Genomic DNA, 20211 nt, shown 5'->3' with positions numbered 1-20211 from the left:
TCCTTATTGCGTTCCAAAAGTCAGCAGTTGAGCCTAATGATCTTCATCTTTTAAAATTCCGTTCGAACCTAAGATTTAAGTCCATTAGTGCTCAACTGCTAAATGACTTCTGACCCAGCCTCTAGTCTAATTTAACTAGCTCCAAGATTGACCAATTTGATTATCTGTATCTTCCATTGCTTGGGCAGATTTATCCAATTGTGACTTAATCTCGCGCAATAGTTGTGAAAATTGTTTTACTTTACCAGATAACTCTTGAAATTTAACATCATACTTTTCAAAAGCGTTACCTTTCCATTCAGCTCTAATTTGTTCTTGTGTGCTCTTTAAATCACTTAAAATATTATCAACACTATCAGCTCCCCGAGTATAGTGCGTTGCTTGTGATCTTAGTTCTTCTGGTGTAACAGCAATTTGTCCTGCCAAAATAACTACCTCCATAAAATAATTTTAAAAATCTATATAATTATATCAAAAAAAAATTATAATTAAACCATCATTTATGCTTGTATAAACGTTGATTTAATAAGAAAATACTTTTATAAGTATCATTTTTTAATGGTATTTGTATAAATAATTAATTTTTAAAAAAAGATATTTCAACAAGTGAACTATCAAACGTTAATCCGTCTATTTTTAGGCACTAAATAATAATCTAGCTGTTATTTTTTTCTCAACAAAACAAAAATCTTAATATTGTCGTCAAAAGTGTTTTTTAATATAAATAGCAATAAATATTTATGTAAAAAAGCAAAATATATCTAATGAAATAATTATATTTTACAATATAGAAATCAAGGAGAACTATCTAATGTATTTTATTGGATATAAAAAGGAGCTGGAACAATCAGTCAGCAGTTGGTGCCTAATATTGCTAAATTTACCAAATCAAGTTCGAATTTGGCAATTTAAACATTATTAATCAACTACTAAGCGACTTTTGTCCCAGCCTCTCAAAATAATACTTTCTGTAGTGTAACTTTTTAAGTTTAAAAATCTAATTGTTAGAACACGGCCGAATATAAATTCTAGAAGACAAATGCTTCCAGAATTTATTTATCCTAATATTTTCATATTTACCGTTAGAGCTTGTTTGAGCTTTTTCAGTCGTATATAACTCAAGAGTATGTCGAATTTTATTAGGATCATTGCTACTACCTCTGGAAATAAAGTTTGTAAAATCAGGTAAAAGTTCCTCCATCTGCTTTTCATTCAAGAACATAGAAATAGTTCGTCCTTCAATATTTTGATAAATAACAAATAGCTTATAGTATACTAGACCAAATTTATCTTTCTCTTCGTAAATTTGAATCTTTCCGTACCAAATATTCATTAACCTAGGATCCGGTAAATAATGCTTTTTCTTAGAATTCTCTATTTTATCAAAGAGTATACTTAGCTTAATAGTACTTCCGTTCTCAAGTAATTGTTCTGTATCTTTATTGTTAACAACAGCCCTAAGCGTATTTAAACTAGGGTGACGAATCACAATCTTCTTATTTTTATTCGAACTAGTCTGATTCCTAGTAATAATTTTAACTGTATCACTTGGAGCACCTGAAATTTTAGACATGAATGTCTTACTTTCTTTATCTAAAGTATTCTTATAAAATTTTAAAAATGCTTGTCTAGACTGATAGACTTTATCTTGCTCATGATTCTTTTGAAATTGAGCTTGTTTTACTTGATTAATATCACATGTATGTTGAGTAATTGCATCCGGCATATTTTTAAAATAAGGACTAACTTTTTTGCTATAAGGAGCCGCTAGTAAAATTGGTGCCTGACATTTTCCACCGTTAACTCTATTATTTCTATTACAAACAAAATCATGAGGATCATAACCGTTTCTAACTAATTCTCTTGCCTGAAATGAATCAACATTTTCACCATATTTTAAATGATCATATTCCTTTGTCAGATGTGCATTTTCTAATACCATTTTTCTCCCCCAAAAAATTGAAGTATCTAGCGGCGCTAGTTAACTTTGATAACTTTCTATGTCAATCTCACAAAAGTCATTTCAACTTGTTGTTTGACACTTTCAAATAAAAAAGAAAGTCTTCTTTTTACGGAAAACTTTCTTTTATTTTAATTAACTTTAATTCAATTTAACATCCACATCTTTCACCCAATCATTATTACCAACTTGATAATAACGATGACCATTAACCGTTAGGACTTGATCAAAGTTCCAAGTAGCTTGACGAGTTAAATGTTTATCTGTGGAGCGACTTAAGAAACCAATTTGTGGTTGATAATGATAAATCGGTGCCGCTTGTTCTTTCAAGATTAAGGTTCCGTTCTGTGGCTTCGTGACAATTGCGGTTGTCATGACCGTAACATCAAGGGCTCGCACATATTGATGTGGAGCGACTTGATAATAAACTTGTCCGTCAGCTAATGTTTCTTGCGCATTAACTAACCACTGTGTGCCCGTTGGCAATTGCTGCTTCAGCGCGGCACCTTGATCACTATACACGGTGATGAAGTCTTGACCCGCAGTTGGTTGCACGGTAATTACTCCATCAATGATTTGCCGTTTACCAATCTTAGTGTAGTTGACATCGTCAGCTTTAACATATTCATTGGCACCTACGCGATAATACATCGTGCCATCATTTTGCGTATAAATATAATCGACTTTCCAATCAGTATTGGCGGCTAAGACTTGCTCCAACTGGTGACCTTGCTGGTCATACAAGTGAATGAAACCACCCGTGACATCGGGTTTAACAATCGCAATGCCCGGATTGCGAACGCTATGACTTTGACTCAAGCCACTACCTAAATTATCAGTTAAGTTGACACTACCCGTGCCCGCTAAACTATTAATGCGTTGAATCCAATCATTTTGGGCTTGGTTAACGGCTGCGACACTTGTCGCTTGTTGCACTTGGTCAATGCCCGCACTTTCAGCATGCCGCACCGCAAAGATCCGATCTTGGCGTTTATCAGCGTCTAAACTGGTATTGTTCTCTAAGTTCTTAACCGCTTGATCAGCTGCTTGATGAATGGCATTAATGGCAACCGCACTAGCTTGCGCCACTTGGGCTTTAACCACTTCATCAGAGATACTATTTTCCCCTACTACTTCGGCAGCATGAGCAGCATCAACACCTTGGCTTTGATCAATTTGATCTTTGGCCGCTTGATAGGCCGCATCCACCTTGTGTTGAGTGTCGTCTTTTTGTTCAGGTGTTAAGTCAGTTAAATCGTTCAACTGATCCGTGGTATCTTGATAATGTTGCTCTAAAGTGGTCAGGCTATCATCTTTAGCTTTCGTCACTTGAACCACTTGTTGCATGTTTTCAATTCCGGTTTGTTTGTGCGGATCAACTTCTGACAAGTTAGCTTCAGTAATGCTGCCTTGCGCTGCTTGATAAGCGGTCTCCAACAAACCATTCAAACTGTCAATTTGATCCTTATAATGCGTTAAACCATTAATCTTGGCTTGTTCTTCTTGATAGGTTTGCTTTAATTCCTGCATCGCTTGGTTCTTGTGGTTAATCAAAGTCTTAGTGTCATTTAATTGCGTAATTCCGGTTTGTTGAACCTGATCCACACCACTTTGATCTGTTGCCGCTAAGATTTGATCAATGGCTGCTGTGGCTTGTTGACTAATTTGACTCTGCAAAGCCGTTTGTTGCTCTTCATTCAAAGCTTTGGTAGCATCATAAGCTTGTTGGGCTTGTTTTTGCGTTTGCTTAATCTGTTGCACTGCCTGGGCTTTTTGTTGCGCTAAAGTGACTTGTTGTTTCATTTGCTCAATGGTTTGTTGTTGTTCACCAACAATATTATTGGCCACCGTTTCCTGTTTAATTTGGCTTAAACCAGTTTCATAAGCAGTTGTAACTTGTTGTTGTAATTGGTTAACTTGGTCACTACTTAAATTACCACCTTGCGCTAAACTACCTAATTCTTGTTGTTCACGATTTAACTCATCAGCTAAAGCATTCCAAGCGGAATTTTGTTGTTGCTTCAAGTCTGTTACTTGCTTAATGTTTTTTACACCATCTTTAGCGGCTTGGGTAATAGCAGCAGCCGAACTTGCTTGATTGATAACGGCAATCGCCTGCGTTTTTTGGTTCTGCACGTCTTGTTTCAAGTTATCTTGGTCAGCTTGATAATGATTTAAGCCCGCAATTACCTCATTAGCGGCCGTTGCTGCTTGATCAACTTTTTGCATGGCTTTATTGATCGTCTCGGCTAAGTCTAACGTTGGCCGTAACTTCTGTTTTTCTTGCGTGAGCCAACTTTCAGTAACATCGGTGGTTTCATTTAAATCATTTAACATCGCTGTTTGTTCGGTTGTGACTTGCTCTAATAAATTATTAACTTGATCAGCGGTTAAGTGACCGTCTTTGTCCGGTTTACCTAAATCTTGAATTTGTTGCTTGGCATCATTGACCGCTTGGTTAATACTTGCTTGTAATTTCTGCTTCTGTTTAGCAGTCGCTACTAATTGATCTAATGCATTATTTTGTTGACCAGCAGCATTAGTGACATCTTGCGCCGTCTTACTGGAATCTTGTTGTGCCGTTTCAATGGCACTCACACCATTAGTTGCTGTTTGGTCAGCTTGGTGTTGTAATTGATTGATTTGGTCTTGGTCTAACTTGTTGTCGCCTTGACCTAAATCATTAATCTTTTGCTTATTAGCAGCTAATTGTTGAGCTAAAGCCACAATTGCTTGAATAGCGGCGGTACCTTTGTCAAAGGCCGTAGTTTCCTTAGTGTTATCTTTCATACCAGTTAAGGCTGTGTTAGCAGCGGTATTGACTTGATTTAAGAAATCAGTTTGTTGCTCAGCACTGATATTCGCTAAACCAATTAAATCATTGTTGGCTTGCCCTAAAGTTGTCGCTAAATTAGTTAAGTCTGTGATAACTTGCGTCTTGACTTGAGTCTCCTCAACGCTCGTTGCTGTCTTGATTTGAGTAGTTAAAGCAGATTTAGCTTGATTCAATTGATCCTTAAATTGTGTCTTTTGCGCAGCCGTCAAACCAGCTGTGGTTTCAAGCTGATTCTTAGCGGTGGTAATTTGTGTCTGCAAGGCTGTTAAGGCCTTGTTTTGAGCCTGCGGTAACTTCAGTAACTTATTAATAGCTTGTTTTCCATTTTGAGCTAATTGGTTCAAATCAGTCGTTGTCGTAGCATTAGTAATTTGTTCAACAATTGGGTCTTTAGTCGTTGTAACTTGTTGTTTCAAGCCAGCTTGTTGGTCAGTTAATTGATCCAACTTACCAATAGCAGTATTAGCGGCAGTAACAGCTGAATTAACCACACCCATGGCCGTATTCATATTATCAGCTAAATCAGTTACTGGCTTAAAGTTCTTTGTTTCTTGATCAGTTAACCAATTTTCTGGTACATCAGTAGCATTTTGTAAGTTAGTTTCAATCGTTGTCTTCGCTGCCGCTAACTGAGCTAATAACTTACCAACTTGTTGAGCTTCATCAGTTGGCGTCGTACCACCAGTTAGGTTATGACCAGTGGTACCGTCACCTAATTCTTTAATGTGATTGACTGCAGTATTGTAGTCACTTTGTAACTGTTGCATAATTGTAGCTTTTTGGGTGATTGTAGTTTTAATCTTCTGTAATGCGTCAACTCCCGCTTGCCCCTTAGCTTGAGCAGCAGTTGAATCTGTAGTACCCAAGACATCATTGACAGCATCTTTGTATGTTGTATTAATGGAACTGACAAAAACATCATGTTGTGCACTTGTTAAATCACTACTGTTACTTAAAGCTGTTTCCACATCTTGTTTAGCAGTAGCTAATGCCCCTAATTGCGTATTTTGTTCTTTTAAAGCGGCCAACAAGTCGCGGACATTAGATTGCGCTAAGGAACTAATAGATTCTAAAGTTTTTTTGCTTGCAGCTTTAATCTTACCAACTTCAGTATCGTATTGGTCTTTCAACTTCTTCAAAGCCGCAGTTAAGTTATCACCAAAGTGATTGCCAGCAGCACCATTTAAGTCATTCACACCATTGTTATAAATGGTTTCCAGATCATCCCAAGCCGTTGCCTGGTCTTGTACTAACGCAATTACACCCTCAATATTTGTCACTTCAGCAGTAGTTTGCGCCGACATATTGGCAGTAGTTGCATCTCTTAAATCAGTTTGAGCGGTTTGATAAGCTTGCTCTAAAGTTGTCATTAATTGATCACCAGTAACCAAATCATCATGATGGTGTAAATTACTCAAAGCATCCTTGGCTGTTTGATAAGCGGCTTCTACTGTTTGCATAGCCGTATTCATAGCCTGAGCTTTAGTCACAACATCAGTTAAGGAGCTCGGTTCTTGGGTACTATCAAAGCCTGGTTTAGCAGCATCCGTTTTAACTTGTTCATAAGCACTAGCTAAATCAGCTAATAACTTACCAACTTGCGTACTAGGATCACTTGAATCAACAGCACCAGTTAAATAACCACCTTGATTATTACTTGCAGCTAACTTATTAATATTATCCTTAGCAGTATTATACCAACCAGCTACTTTACTTAAATTACCGGATAAGTTTTGCGCCGCTGTAACAATCGCATCAATTGCTGTTTTACCATTACTTAAAGCTTTATCAGCATTTTCAATACTATCAGCTTTCTCAATATTCTGATTTGCTGTCGTTTGGGCGCCATCAGTGGTATTGGTAATTTGATCTTGATACTTTTGAATATCTGTTGGTTGCAAGGTGTCCGTCAAATGACCAATTATGTCACTCGCAGATTGCGCATAGCTATCTAATTGGCTTTGATTATCAGCTTTATGTTCCGCCAATTGCGCTTGATCAACCACTTTTTGTAACGCCGTTTCACCGGTGGTTTCCGCACCATCAGTACCATTGGTAATAGCTGTCACTGCATTGTTATAAGCTGTCTTAACTTGGCCTTGATACAACCCCTGTTTCTCTTCGCTTAAATGACTTAGTTTATCAGCAGTTGTCGCTGCTTGAGCTGTTTGGTAAGCAGTTTGTAACTTACCCATGTCTGTATTCATGGTTCTTGCTTTACCAGTTACTGCCGTGAGCTTTTGCTCCTCTGTTTCTTCGTTGAAGTTTGCCCCAGGATTTTCTAAATCACTCAAGACTGTATCGTAAGCCGTACCTAATTGTTCCACTAAGGTATCCACTTGTGACTTATGTTCGGCGTCAGGCGCTGTGGTTGTTAAATGCCCTTGTTTATTGTCGCCTAAATTAGTAATGTTTTCCTTTTCGGTATTGTACCAATCAGTAACTTTATCGGCAGTTGTAGCTTGACTAACAATATTGTTAATCTTTGCTTGAGCAGCTTGATAAGCACTAGCAGCCTTTGTTGCATCAGTAGCACTGTCAATGTTGGCTTGCCCTTTAGTTTGTTCGGTTTCTGTATTTGAATCAGAACTTGTAATTAGTTCTTTATACTGTTGCTTTTGTTCATTTGTTAAATGCGTTAAACCATTAATTTGGTTAACAGCAGCCGTGACCCCATTTTGAAGTTGCGCACCAGCTAACTTCTGGGCAATTTCCTTCAAGCCCGTATTAACAGTAGCATTAATTTGGTCTTGGGTTGTGGTTGTGACAATCAAAGAATCCAAACCACTAACTGCCGTATTATAAGCACCAGCAATGTTATCTTTATAAGTTTGTGGATTAGTTAAGGCGGTTAAATCAGTGTTGACGGTTTGTTCGGCATCATTTTTAGCGGTTTGTAGTTGCGTCATCGCTGTATTTAACTTGTTAGCTAACGCGGTAATCGGAGCACAATTGGTTGTTTCTTCACTGCTTAACCAAGCGTCAGTCAAAGTATCAGCTTGCTGCAAATCGGTTTTAATTGTCGTTAAAGCTGTTGATAATAAAGCTAAGAGCTGTTCAACTTGTTTAGTTTCCTCCCCACTAGTTAAATGATTATTGGCTTGCCCTTCAGCCAAGTCTTTAATGGCTTGGACTTGTGTATCATAATCGGTTTGTAACTGAGTTAAAAGTTGATTCTTCTTGGTAATTAAAGTGGCTAAATTATTTAACGCCGTAACGCCATTTTCTTGCGCCGTGTCTAAGTCATCTTCGTCTTCACCAGCCAAAACCGCAGTAACTGCATCATCATAGATCTTGTTAATCTGCGTTGTGAGTGTGTCTTTCTGATCTACCAAATTAGTTGCATTGGTCACTGCCGTATCAGCAGCAGTTTTAGCAGTTTGTAAAGCATTTAGGGCAGCATTCTTGTCTGTAGCTAAACTTAAAACATCATTAAGCTGCATTTGCCCTAATTTCCGTGCTAATTTAGCAGTATCTTTATTAGTGGCAGCAATAATATCAGCTTGAGCAGTTTGGTAGTCCTGATTCAGTTCAGTAATAATCGGGTTCAATTGTTCCGTCGTTAATTGGCCACCATTAGTTTGATTTAAAGCATTTAACGCTGCTAAATCATTAGTCTGTGTACCATCAAGTTTATTTAACTCATCATCTTGAGCTTTAACTAATTCCAAAACTTGCTTAATGGCCGTAGTCCCCGCATCTTTCAAATCAGCCAGAGTATCCGTCGTTGCGGTCGTCAAATTATTAACTGCTGTTGTATAAGCTTCATCAATTTGACCACTCAACTTGTTCTTGGGATCCAGCAAATCAGCATGGCTCAAATTATCCAAATCTGTGTGCGCATCCGCTTTTGCTGTATTTAAGGATTGCACTGCATCACTCATGCTTTGTGCAAAGTCCGTCACCGCCGTTAGTTTTTGGTGTGCTGTTGTCGTGTCAAAAGCAGCCCCATTATTAGCAAGATCCTGCAAAACAGTTTGATAAGCATTCTCTAATTGTGTCAATAATGTCTCAACTTGGGACTGATGATCTTCATCTGGCGCTTGAGTTGTTAAATGCCCTTGTTTATCGTCACCTAAATTAGTAATTTTTTCCTTTTCGGTATTGTACCAATCCCCAATTTGACTAGCCGTTTGAGCTTGTGTCACAATCTTCTCAATAGCCTGTTGACCCGCAGCTTCAGCAGCATTCACATCTGTCTCACTCGTAGCTTGGTTAATTGCCATCACGGCTGCTGATTGCGCCGTATTCTTGGTTGGATCAGAACTAGTAATTTGTTCTTGATAAGCAGTAATTTGATCAGGCGTTAAATTATTCAAGTCACCAATGACGGTTAGTTCTTGATTAACGTAATCTTGCAATTGGGCTTGAGCCAAGCCTTGAGTAATACCTAAGACGGCTTGATCTTTGGCTTTGTCAATCGCTGTTTGGTCAGTAGCACTATTAATGTCACTTTTAGCTTGATTATAAGCCGCATCAATTAAGGTTTGGAAGGGTTCTTGTTTAGCGGTGGTATCTAAGGTTGCCAAGTTATTATGCAACGTATTGAAAGCCGTATTATACTTCTCAGTAATAGCTTGCATGGCATCATGCTTAGCTTGCGCTAAACTGACAATTGCCGCAATATCAGCAGCCGGATCACTAGTAGCAGCGGTAGCGGCCGCATTAGTAACATCATCTTTATCTTTCTCTGGATCTTTTTGTGCCGTATCAATAGCGGCTAAACCATTGTTAGCAGCTGTATTAGCCTGATCTTTTAAATTCGAAACTTGATCGGAAGTTAAACCATCCGCACCACCTAAATCATTAATCGTTGTTTCATCCGTATTTAACCGCGTAGCTAAGGCGGCAATGGCATCCATGGCAGCTTTGCCTTTATCTAAGGCTGTTTGGCGACCAGTATCATCACTAGCAGTATTATAAGCACTTGTTGCCGTAGTCAAAGCTTGGTTAACTTGCGTCAAAAAGTTATTAACTTGCGTTTCGTTTAATTGCCCGGTAGGGTCTTGGAAAGCTTTAATTGTTTGTTGATCAGTATTGAAAGTGTTAGCTAAAGTTGTGACCGAATCAATCAAGGCTTTACCATTATTAATAGCGGCTATTAAAGCGGCAGCAGGATTAGGGCCACCATCAGGATCAGCAGGATCAACGTCATCATCGCCGACTTGACTAACTAACGCTTTTGCTTGTTGTAAAGCCGTATCAAACGCCCCATTAATGGCATTAATTAAATCCGTTTGTCCCGTAATATTAGCTAAATTATCCGCAGTAGTCTCACTACTATCATGGTAGTTCTGTAAAGTAGTCAAGGCATCTTGTTTTGCATCAGCTAAGCCTTCCATGTTAGAAGTAACTTCAGGGTCGAAGTCTAAAACCGGACTGTCTACAAAATCTTTATTAGCAGTTAAAACTAGATGATCACCCTTTTGTAACATATTTGCGGGTAAGGAAAAACTAAAGTTGCCATCAGCATCGGAGTGGGTAATATAATATTTTTCATTACGCCAACCACCGTTGCTTTCCAATAAATTATCTGGAAAATCTATTGTCGTTCCATTGACATGTTTGAGCTGAACTTTAATAAAAGCGTTGCCTAGATTAGTTTTACCTTTGATTTTTTGTTTATCAAAAGACAATTTCGTTGAATTTAGAACAAAGTCTAGCGAATTGTCATAATCAGTATCAACTCCAGTTCCTCTAAATTCAATTTTTCCACCAATTAATTTATTATTATCAAGTATATTCTTTACTTTATTTTCAATATCTTTAGTAGGTCCAACAATTTCACTGGTTCTCTCATAAGCAAGGAGTTGTATCGGTCTAATGTAGTCATTATACCAACCATCACCATCATACATAGCAAACTGTAATTTATTCAATGGAAAAATATTATCTTCAGTAATCAAATTGACATTATAAAGGTTAAATTTATTCGAATAGGTTTCACTTCCAATCAACTTAGCTTGATTATTGGTAGTAGCATCTAATAGAAATTCTATAGGATCAATTATATTTACAGGAGAAACAACAGCATCTAACAAAATTTGACGACCAGTACCATCGGTTTGAATCTTAAGTGATCCTCCATAAACATTGAAATGACAACCATTATCTATTCTTAATAAATAACCAGCATAATTCTTCATATCTTGACCAATAATCTGAAAAGTCCCGCCTTTGTTGACAGTAATATTCGAAATCGATAAATATACTGCTCCTCTTTGTGGATCTAAATAACTGTTAGTATGAACGTTAAACTTGGCATCTTGATTAATTACTAGCTGAGACCTGCTAGTAATTAACATTGGAGTAATACTATTTAATTGATCAACAGGTTGAAAATCAATATTAACTTTAGATCCTTCATCTAAAATCATGGAACTCCCATCCAAATCAATAAAATAATCTCCACTATTAGTTTTTTCTTTATAATGAGCATTAATAATTGAGCCAGATTTCATTTCCACAGAACTATTTTTCGGAACATAAAAAAGATATCCAGTCTTAATATCTAACTGGCAATTAGTTTCAAAAAACAATTTAGTATATGATAAAGCAAAACTACAAGCCCCTACATAATTCATTTGCGTATTATTTATTGGTGAAACGTAGGGAGTTAAATTATCGACAGTTATATTTCCAGATAAGTGAAGTTCATTGTTAAAAAGATTACCATCTTTAAAAACACTCATTGAATAAATAGCAACATTATTTAAATAGTACTTAGAACCATCATGTAATCCCTGAATTAGATAAGACCTATCATAAAGTTGCAAATTATTAAAACGCAGTGTACCTGCAATATCAAAGGAGCCATAACTTTCCAGTATATAATTACTGCCAGTATCACTTTCAATTGTTAGATCAGAACTAGCTGCCGCGGATAGAGAAGTAGAAGTAATCAAGATATTGCTGGTTAAAATAATTGTTTTAGTATTTGCATCTTTATATGCCGTAATGAATTCATCTGCAGTGTCTACCTTCACAACGCCATCTTCAGCTAAGTTAGCAATTTCTGGATTTGTAGTTTCATCATTATTGTTATGTACTACAGTTTGGTTGTTATTATTGCCAGAATTACTATTAGTTGGTTGATTAGAATTGATATTTGCTTCGTTAACGTTACTGTCACTTGTATTATTACTAGAGCTTATATTGGCATCATCGTTATCGCTTACATTAGAGCTACCTATTGAACTAGTCGTACTGTTTTCAGTAGTACCACCCTCTACTTGCTGATTGTTATTAGTTGATTCGTTTACGCTGCTATCCGCAGTATTGTCGATTGTCGATTGTCGATTGTCGATTGTCGATTGTCGATTGTCGATTGTCGATTGTCGATTGTCGATTGTCGATTGTCGATTGTCGATTGTTACTGCCATTTATTTCACTAGGATCGGTTGTCTGAATTTCTTCTCCTGGTGCTGCTTGATCAAACTTGCCTTGATCATTAACTTCATCGGCTTTAATGGTCGTTTTATTAGCCGTTAACCACAATGTTGATGAGAATAGTGTCACGCCCATGGTTGCTAACAATCTTTTACTTCGATGCATTAGAATACGCTCCTTTGGTCGTCTAAAATATTTACGTTTTTTGGAAATGATTTTGATTATGTTTAACTTGAATTCAATAAATAATTTATCAAGTTATAATCTATAAATAATCTTAATCTCTCATATATTTCATATTATAATTGGTTAATTAGTGATAAATCAAACCTTATTTGACAAAAAACTCTTAAAAAAGACCATTGTGATTTATATATCACACAAAATGACCGTTTTATTTTTTCACATACTTGCGGTCAATGTTGATTTAATCACATTTATTCTTGTGAACGATTTTTTTAAAAATAGCAAAAATCTAAATGTTAAGTTTTTCTTAAGATTCTTAAGTTTTTATTAAGTTCCAACACTAGCGTTGGATAAAATGCCTATTTTTTAGTCCATCCAAAAAGACTAACTGCGTTTTAAATCATATAGGCTATTCTCAAATTTTGTTCTGAATTCATCAAATATTATGGTTAATTTTAAACATTCAAAGACTAATCAATTAATTTGGTTTTTAATTACCATCGTAACGTTTGTAGAACCTCCAACTTAATTAGTGCTTCCAATTCAAAAAGATATCTGAAGTAGTTCAATTTTCTTAATATAATTGCTGACGACCTGCTTTTTAGCAGATCTTTTCCTTCGAATTAACTAGTACAAATAAAGTAGTTGCATTTAAATCATAATGATCTAAATCAGGCAACGTAAAAATCCACTACCACATTTATTACAAGATTAGTTGTAATAAATCTCTGATTATTCAAAACTTTAATCAGTTTTTATTTAAAAATGCTTGCGAATTAAACAAAACAAGCCTTATTATAAGTACATAAAACCATTGAGGTGTTTATAAATTGAAGAAACAATATAGGATAATATCTCTAAAACGTATTTATTCGAATAATAAAAAGATAAGTAGTAAAATCGACGAATTGCAATTTTACAGAGATATTTCTTCAACAATTAGTTTATTTTTGACTTTGATAAACATTATAATTTCACTTTTACTAAGTATTGTTCCTCGAAAAAACATAGTTATAACAACAATAATTTTAAGTGTTATTATGATTCCATATTCTTTTGTGATTAGTAGTACTTTGCATTGTAACTTAATGATTTATAACTTAAAAAGATATGGTTATTTCAAAATATTATCGCCTTCGATAAAATACTTTAAATTAAGAAAAATGAGCAAATATGAAATATCATTAATGCTTTTGCTTTTAGTAGGATCTTCATTGCTTGGAATTCTTATATCTTTCATGTTACCGAGTATTTACACTTTATTAGCAACTTTTATTATTTGGTCCATAGATTTGATTATTATGTTTGATTTAGGATTTGCAATTCAAACTCTCATCAATAAAAGAAACAACGAATTCATAAAATCATAGAAAAATTTTATGCTGTAGATCAATAGACGTTAATTTACGCAAATAAAAAAAGTGTTGACGAAATTAATCATCAACACTCTCATATTATTCAACTACTACATTTACTAGGCCAAAAACACTATTTACCAATCTTGCGCACAGGGGTTAAAGATAATGATAATTTAATCGTTTGAGCCGTCGTTTGCGAAATACCTAATTTCATCAAATCAGCAACTGGTGCTTCCTTAATTTTTTTCACGGAACCATAATTTTTTAACAACTTAATTCGTGTTTTGGGTCCCACACCCTTAATACTTTCTAATTGCGAAGATAAGGCATTTTTGCTGTGTGTTTGGCGATGGTAAGTGATCACAAAGCGGTGCACTTCATCTTGAATGCGCTGCAATAAATAAAAGCCCTGACTTTTACGATCTAAGGGCACCACCGTTCCTTCTTCGCCCGTAATCAAATGAGAAGTACTGTGGTGGTCATCTTTGACCATCCCAGCTACCGGAATATGAATACCTAATTCATTATGCAACACATCTAAAATCACTCGTAATTCAATTAACCCACCATCCATTAAGATCAAATCAGGCAGCGGCTTGTGCTCTTTTAACAAGCGGGAATAACGTCGATAAATCACTTCCCGCGTATTAGCCGATTCATCAGCACCATTATGCTGCTCCAACAAATCTTTAATCTTATACTTACGGTAATTAGCTTTCACGGGCTTGCCATCGACAAAACTCACCATCGCCGAAACCGCATCGGCGCCTTGAATATGTGAATGGTCAAATGATTCAATCACGTGTCCATAAGGTAAGCCCAAAGCTTGAAAGATTTGTTTTTGTGCACCAACTGTTTGGCGATTATCCAATTCCATCAGCCGAAATTTTTCTTCTAGCGATAATTGAGCATTATCGCCGGCCATCTTTAACAAATCCCGTTTGGTACCGCGTTGTGGCGTTCTAAAAGGCACATGGAGAATTTCTGCCAGTGATTCTTTGTCAACCGTTTGCGGCACCAAGATTTCATGCGGTAAAACATTATTCTTGCGATTATAGAATTGTAAAATAAAGGTTGCTAATTCTTCTTCTGGCGTGTTGATACATGGGAAAATCCGTTTTTCCCGCTTCATTAACCGCGCTTGGCGAATAAAGAAAACTTGCACGGAAATCCAACCCTTATCTACATAAAAATTGAATAAATCACGAGGCGTATGATCATTGGAAATAATTTTTTGCTTTTCAACTGTTTGTTCAATATAATGCAACTGGTCACGTAGTTCGGCAGCCCGTTCAAATTTTAAATCAGCCGCTGCTTGCTCCATTTTCTTTTGCAGTTGCTTTTTAACGGTTCCAACATTACCATTTAAAAAGCTTTTAATATGCTTAATTTGTTGTTGATATTTACTAACGGGCACTTCTTTAAAACAAGCTCCCAAACATTGCCCCATATGATAATACAAGCAAGGACGTTTTTGATAGCCATTGCACCGACGTAACGGGTAAACTTTCTGTAAAAAGTTGATCGTTTCTTCAGCGGCATAAACATTGGGATACGGACCAAAATAAAAGCCACCATCTTTTTTGACTTGACCAGTAATAATCATTTGCGGATCTCGTTCATTGGTAATCTTGATATAAGGGTAACCAGTACCCTTTTTTAGTTTAATATTAAAGTAGGGTTGGTGCTTTTGAATCAGCGTAATTTCTAGTAAAAAAGCTTCTTTATCAGTGGACGTTACGATCGTTTCAAAATCGCAAATTTCACTCACTAACTTAGCCGTTTTACCTTCATGTGAACTTTTAAAATAGGAACGCACCCGATTTTTTAAATTTTTAGCTTTACCAACATAGATAATTTTGGCATTGATATCTTTCATCAAATAACAGCCTGGACGATCAGGCAATAACGCTAATTTATGTTCTAAATATTCTGTTGCCATTCCGGTCTCCTAGTTGTAAACTTGTCTTAATTATTCTACTCTGACTGACTAAAAATACCAACTATTTTGCGAATGTTTGTTTGCCTGTCAGCTTGCTAATCTATGTTATACTAATCAATAACATCAATTAACAAGGAAGGTGTAATCATGGGCTTAACCGTTAAACGCGAAAATAATTTTGAAAGTTTATTTGATAAATTTGCTTCCCTACCAGATGAGACACAAAAGGATTTAAAAACGGTAAAAGAAACTGAAAGTAAATTAAAACAAAATCAAGACAAGAAAAAATGAGGCTCTGAGAGTCTCATTTTTTAATTATTAATTTTTTTATTCTGGATAACCGGCAGGATGTTTTTGTAACCAATTCCAAGCCGAATCAATAATTGTTTCAATATCGGTATACTGGGAGTGCCAACCCAATACTTTTTGAATCTTGGTGCTATCTGCCACCAAAGAATCAGGATCACCACCACGTCTTGGTGCATCGACAGCTTTAATCTCTACACCAGTTACTTTGCGTGCGGCTTCAACAATTTCTTTAACGGTGAAACCTTGCTTGGAGCCAATATTAAAGTAATCACTTTCGCCACCTTGGCGCAAGTACTGTAAGCCTAAATAATGAGCTTGCACCAAATCCAAAACATGGACGTAATCACGAACATTGTAGCCATCCCGCGTTTGATAATCATTACCACACATATCAACGTGGTCTCTTTGGCCTAAGGCTGCTTGCAAAACAATAGGAATTAAATGGGTTTCGGGACGATGATCTTCGCCTAAATCACCATCTAAGCGTGCTCCCGCCACATTAAAGTACCGGAAGGCTAACCACTTAATATCATAAGCGGCACCATCCCAACGCATAATTTGTTCCATCATTAATTTTGTTAAACCATAAGGATTGATCGGTTCTTTTTTGTCGTCTTCTTTAATTGGTACCTGCTCTGGTGTACCATAAACCGCTGCTGACGATGAGAAAATTAATTTTTTAACTTGGTGATCATTCATCACGTGAATTAAATTAATTAACCCCACCACATTGTTGTCAAAGTAATCATTGGGCTTATCAATGGACTCAGGTACTTGAATATAAGCACAAAAATGAAAAACAGCTTCAATTTCCTGCTCTGTAAACACCTGCTCTAAAAAGGCCCGATCACGAATATCGCCTTGATAAAAAGGCACAGCCTGCGGCACAGCCGCCCGGTGCCCACGACTCAAATTATCGACCACGACAACGTCTTCATTATTCTTTAATAATAGGTCGACCATATGTGACCCAATATATCCCGCTCCACCTAACACTAAAAGCGCCATAGCTAACCTCCATTAAATATATGATTAAATCCTTGTGAACCATCTCTTTTATTATAGACATTTTTAACTGCCAATGACAATTTTATTATTAACTAATAGAACTAATTATTGGAGCCTGATTTAAAATCCAACTTCTTGCCTAAATTGTTAAATCAAGTGCAACAATCCAGGAAATCTAACTTAAGGCTTTGAATTGTTGTTGAAAACATTCTAATGCTGAATGATAATTGAGTATTTTTCGGTGTCTTTGATTAAGAACTAATTGGATCTTTTGAATTGCCTCAATCGAATATTTACGCAGTGATTTACCTTTAGGGATGAACTCTCTGATTAAACCATTTTGATTTTCATTACTGCCTCTTTCCCAGGGGGAATACGGATGCGCATAATAAATCTGTGGCCCCTTAACCTGATCTAATAACCGGAATTCTGAACCATTATCAAACGTAATACTTTTAAAGACTTGTGGCTTTTTATCAACTACTGCTTGTAAAGCTTGCAGACAAGTTTGCGCATGATAATTAGGAATTTTAACTATGATTTCATACCTAGTCTGACGTTCAGTTAATGTTAGAAGTGCCGGTTCACTGGCCTGGCGCTTACCTTTGACCAAATCACCTTCCCAATGACCAAAAGTTGTCCGTTCTTGAACCTCGTAAGGGCGTTGTTCAATGGTAGTTCCGGCCAACCGCTTGTTGTTCACTCGTGAGCATGTTTACAGACTTTAACATGTCTGCGCATTTTAGCAGGTAAATCAATGTTCTTAATTTTCAAACGATTTTGGTCAATATAGCGGTAAACAGTGGAGGTTTAAGGGCAGGGTTCTTGAGGATAAACTTTTTTTTAAATAATGTACTAGACTATCAATACTTTCAACTCATGGCCTTTTATGCAAAGCTTTAGTCAAGAATCTGAAGAAGAAACGACAAGACCATTCTAAACCGTGGGAATGACAGTTTTGCCGCTTTTGTTCATGGATAATCTGTGCAGTATTAGCATAATAATGGCTAACCAAAAAATAATCATAATTCCTTTGTAGAGTGAATCCACGCTGAATTTCGCGATAGATAGTACTACGTGAACGTCTTAATTTACGTGCAATATCTGCGTAAGAAAAACCTAAATCATAATATGCTTGGATTTTGCTTCTTTCTTCAGGAGAGAGTTGTTGATAATGGTGTTGCGTGTTAGACTGAGATTGGGTCATGGAGAATTACCTGCCTTTTTGTTTGAACACTTTAAGTTTAGGTCTCCATGGCCTATTTGTATACTTTATTTTTGTTGCACTTAGATTTTAAATCAGGCGCTGAAAAATAAATTAAAGATTGATATACTTAATATCGTTGAAGGGCATTCAACCCCATCATGCAAAAGAAAACCACTTTTGCCAAAGCTACCGTGTACCAAAGAACCAAAATTATTGAGAGGAAGTATTACTTCATGAAAAGCAATAAGTTTTACTCACTATCAGCTGCTGCGTTATTAGCTCTAGCCGTCGGTGGAAGCGCACACACCAAAAAAGTCAACGCTGCAACTTACAACTATCCCGTTGCAACAGCTACCCAAAAGCCAAATTCACAGCTTTATGATTCAAAGGGTACTGCAACAGGTAAAGTAGTTCCAGCTAATTCTGATTGGCGTGTTAGCGATATGCAAACGATCAATGGCCAAAAAATGTACAAAATTGCTCCTAACACTTGGCTTCCTAGCTCTGAAAGCTATAACAACTTTGCCCCAACAGCCTACAATTACCATGTTGTCCGAGCGTTAAGTTTCAAATCTAAGTACATTTCGCTCTTTGACAAGAATTTTAATTTGGTAGAAGCTCGTTTAGTTCCTAATTTCTCTGACTGGAAAGTTGGTAAAGTAAAAACTGTTAATGGCACAACCTACTATCAAATTTCAGCTAATGACTGGATCAGCTCTAAGGACTGTGTAGCTAACTTCTCTGTAAATGGAACTAACAATACCAATTCCAGCAACTCCAATAGTAATTCAACTCCTGACTACTCTACCAAGCCAGAGGACGCCAATGGTTTACACTGGTATTGGGATCCAAATTTGAATAGTTGGGAAGCCGATCTTCCAACTACTATTACAAGTGGAAATTCAAGTAACTCTAGTCAAAACTACTCATTCGACGCTCAAGCTACCCAACAGGCAATGATTAAAGAACTAAATCGTTTACGCACCATGAACGGTTTAAATCCACTTCAAGAGAACTCTGAACTTTCTAGCTTCTCAATGGCCAGAGCACAACGTTTGGCTGATGCTGGTCAATTAGATAACCATGCTGGCGCGTATAGTCCTAATAGTACCTACATTTTAACGGCTGAAAATCTTGGTGAAGATTTTCTTCAACCTACCCCTGAAAAAAACGCAATTACAGCCATTAGTGGTTTTTTCCACGAAATTGGTAGTACTAGTGATGGACACAGAAAAAATATGTTAGATCCATATTTCACTCAAATTGGTATGGGAGTAGCAGTTGATAACAAGGGAACAATGTATGAAGTGCAAACATTCGCTACACCTACATCAGATATTGACTATAGTCAAATCAATCAAATTAATGATTATCACGACAGCACACCTGCCCCAACTGGTGTTTACGATCACTAAAATTAACCTTGCAAGAATCCCTTGCAAGGTTTTTATTTACCAAAAACAAAAAGACCTTGATTTTTAATCAGAGTCTTTTGAGGTTTTTCTATTGCTAAATCTTTAAAACACGTTCAGTATAGCATAGTTTCAATTTCTGTGTTATCATTGGTATTGAAAAAGAGTCAGCGCTTGAAACACTGACCCTTTTGTAAAGTTGCCAAAGCGGTGACTATTCAAATTTTTTATAATATATTCAAATAGCTATCTAGCCAGGCACGGCTAAGGACAGCTATTTTTTTGTATCAACGATCATTATGCTTATCAATATATGATAACAACGCTATGATAAACATACCGATATTAATTGAAGAGCGTCTGATACTGACACCTTGCTAGTCCTTTCTTTAGGATCTGGGATTATAGTTTTTACACCATAAGCACCACTCCCTTTCCAGGAATAGCCACCGCCTTAGCATTTACTTTGTTGTTTTTATGGTATCATAAAACAATTTCTAAATTCTTTGATATCAATAGTGATTTTTGTGTTAAAAAGGGATTAGTCTACACACAATCGCTCCCTCTAAGGCAGTGATAACTCTAAAAATAACTTTAAACAAAC

General features: G+C 36.4%; 8 protein-coding genes and 1 pseudogene. 2 read left to right on the top strand and 7 right to left on the bottom strand.

The window, feature by feature from the left end:
• Window positions 1-135 precede the first annotated feature (135 nt).
• The 5 genes from AC3B7A_RS08215 to uvrC form a co-directional block, all read right to left on the bottom strand.
• Window positions 136-426: a WXG100 family type VII secretion target gene (locus tag AC3B7A_RS08215; RefSeq protein WP_489755613.1), complete on the bottom strand. Its 291-nt coding sequence runs from the start codon at window positions 424-426 to the stop codon at window positions 136-138.
• Window positions 427-997: 571 nt separating this feature from the next.
• A complete protein-coding gene (locus tag AC3B7A_RS08210; RefSeq protein ID WP_489755612.1) occupies window positions 998-1942 on the bottom strand; it encodes a hypothetical protein in 945 nt (314 codons plus the stop codon).
• Between the two features lie 159 nt (window positions 1943-2101).
• A complete protein-coding gene (locus AC3B7A_RS08205) occupies window positions 2102-12178 on the bottom strand; it encodes an SLAP domain-containing protein (RefSeq protein ID WP_489755611.1) in 10077 nt (3358 codons plus the stop codon).
• A complete protein-coding gene (locus tag AC3B7A_RS08200; RefSeq protein WP_489755610.1) occupies window positions 12063-12350 on the bottom strand; it encodes a hypothetical protein in 288 nt (95 codons plus the stop codon). Before AC3B7A_RS08200 ends, AC3B7A_RS08205 begins: the two co-directional genes overlap by 116 nt.
• A 1509-nt stretch (window positions 12351-13859) precedes the next feature.
• A complete protein-coding gene (gene uvrC, locus AC3B7A_RS08195) occupies window positions 13860-15671 on the bottom strand; it encodes an excinuclease ABC subunit UvrC (RefSeq protein ID WP_489755609.1) in 1812 nt (603 codons plus the stop codon).
• Between the two features lie 147 nt (window positions 15672-15818).
• Here uvrC and AC3B7A_RS08190 point away from each other — a divergent pair, with 147 nt between their 5' ends.
• On the top strand, window positions 15819-15962 hold the full coding sequence (locus AC3B7A_RS08190) for an SPJ_0845 family protein (protein ID WP_489755608.1): 144 nt from the start codon (window positions 15819-15821) through the stop codon (window positions 15960-15962).
• 36 nt (window positions 15963-15998) lie between these two features.
• Here the strand turns inward: AC3B7A_RS08190 and galE are convergent, their stop codons facing one another.
• Window positions 15999-16988 carry a UDP-glucose 4-epimerase GalE gene (galE, locus tag AC3B7A_RS08185; protein WP_489755607.1) on the bottom strand — a complete coding sequence of 330 codons (990 nt, stop codon included), beginning with the start codon at window positions 16986-16988 and terminating at the stop codon, window positions 15999-16001.
• Between the two features lie 175 nt (window positions 16989-17163).
• Window positions 17164-18195, bottom strand: a pseudogene (locus AC3B7A_RS08180) (IS30 family transposase).
• Between the two features lie 233 nt (window positions 18196-18428).
• Between AC3B7A_RS08180 and AC3B7A_RS08175 the strand changes: the two are divergent.
• Complete coding sequence (locus tag AC3B7A_RS08175; RefSeq protein ID WP_489755606.1) at window positions 18429-19610, top strand: CAP domain-containing protein; 1182 nt, start codon at window positions 18429-18431, stop codon at window positions 19608-19610.
• The last annotated feature ends 601 nt before the right edge of the window (window positions 19611-20211 follow it).

The sequence above is a fragment of the Bombilactobacillus sp. ESL1202 genome, assembly GCF_058107125.1.
Note: the sequence above shows the minus strand (reverse complement) of the source record. Positions and strands in the feature narration are given on the sequence as shown.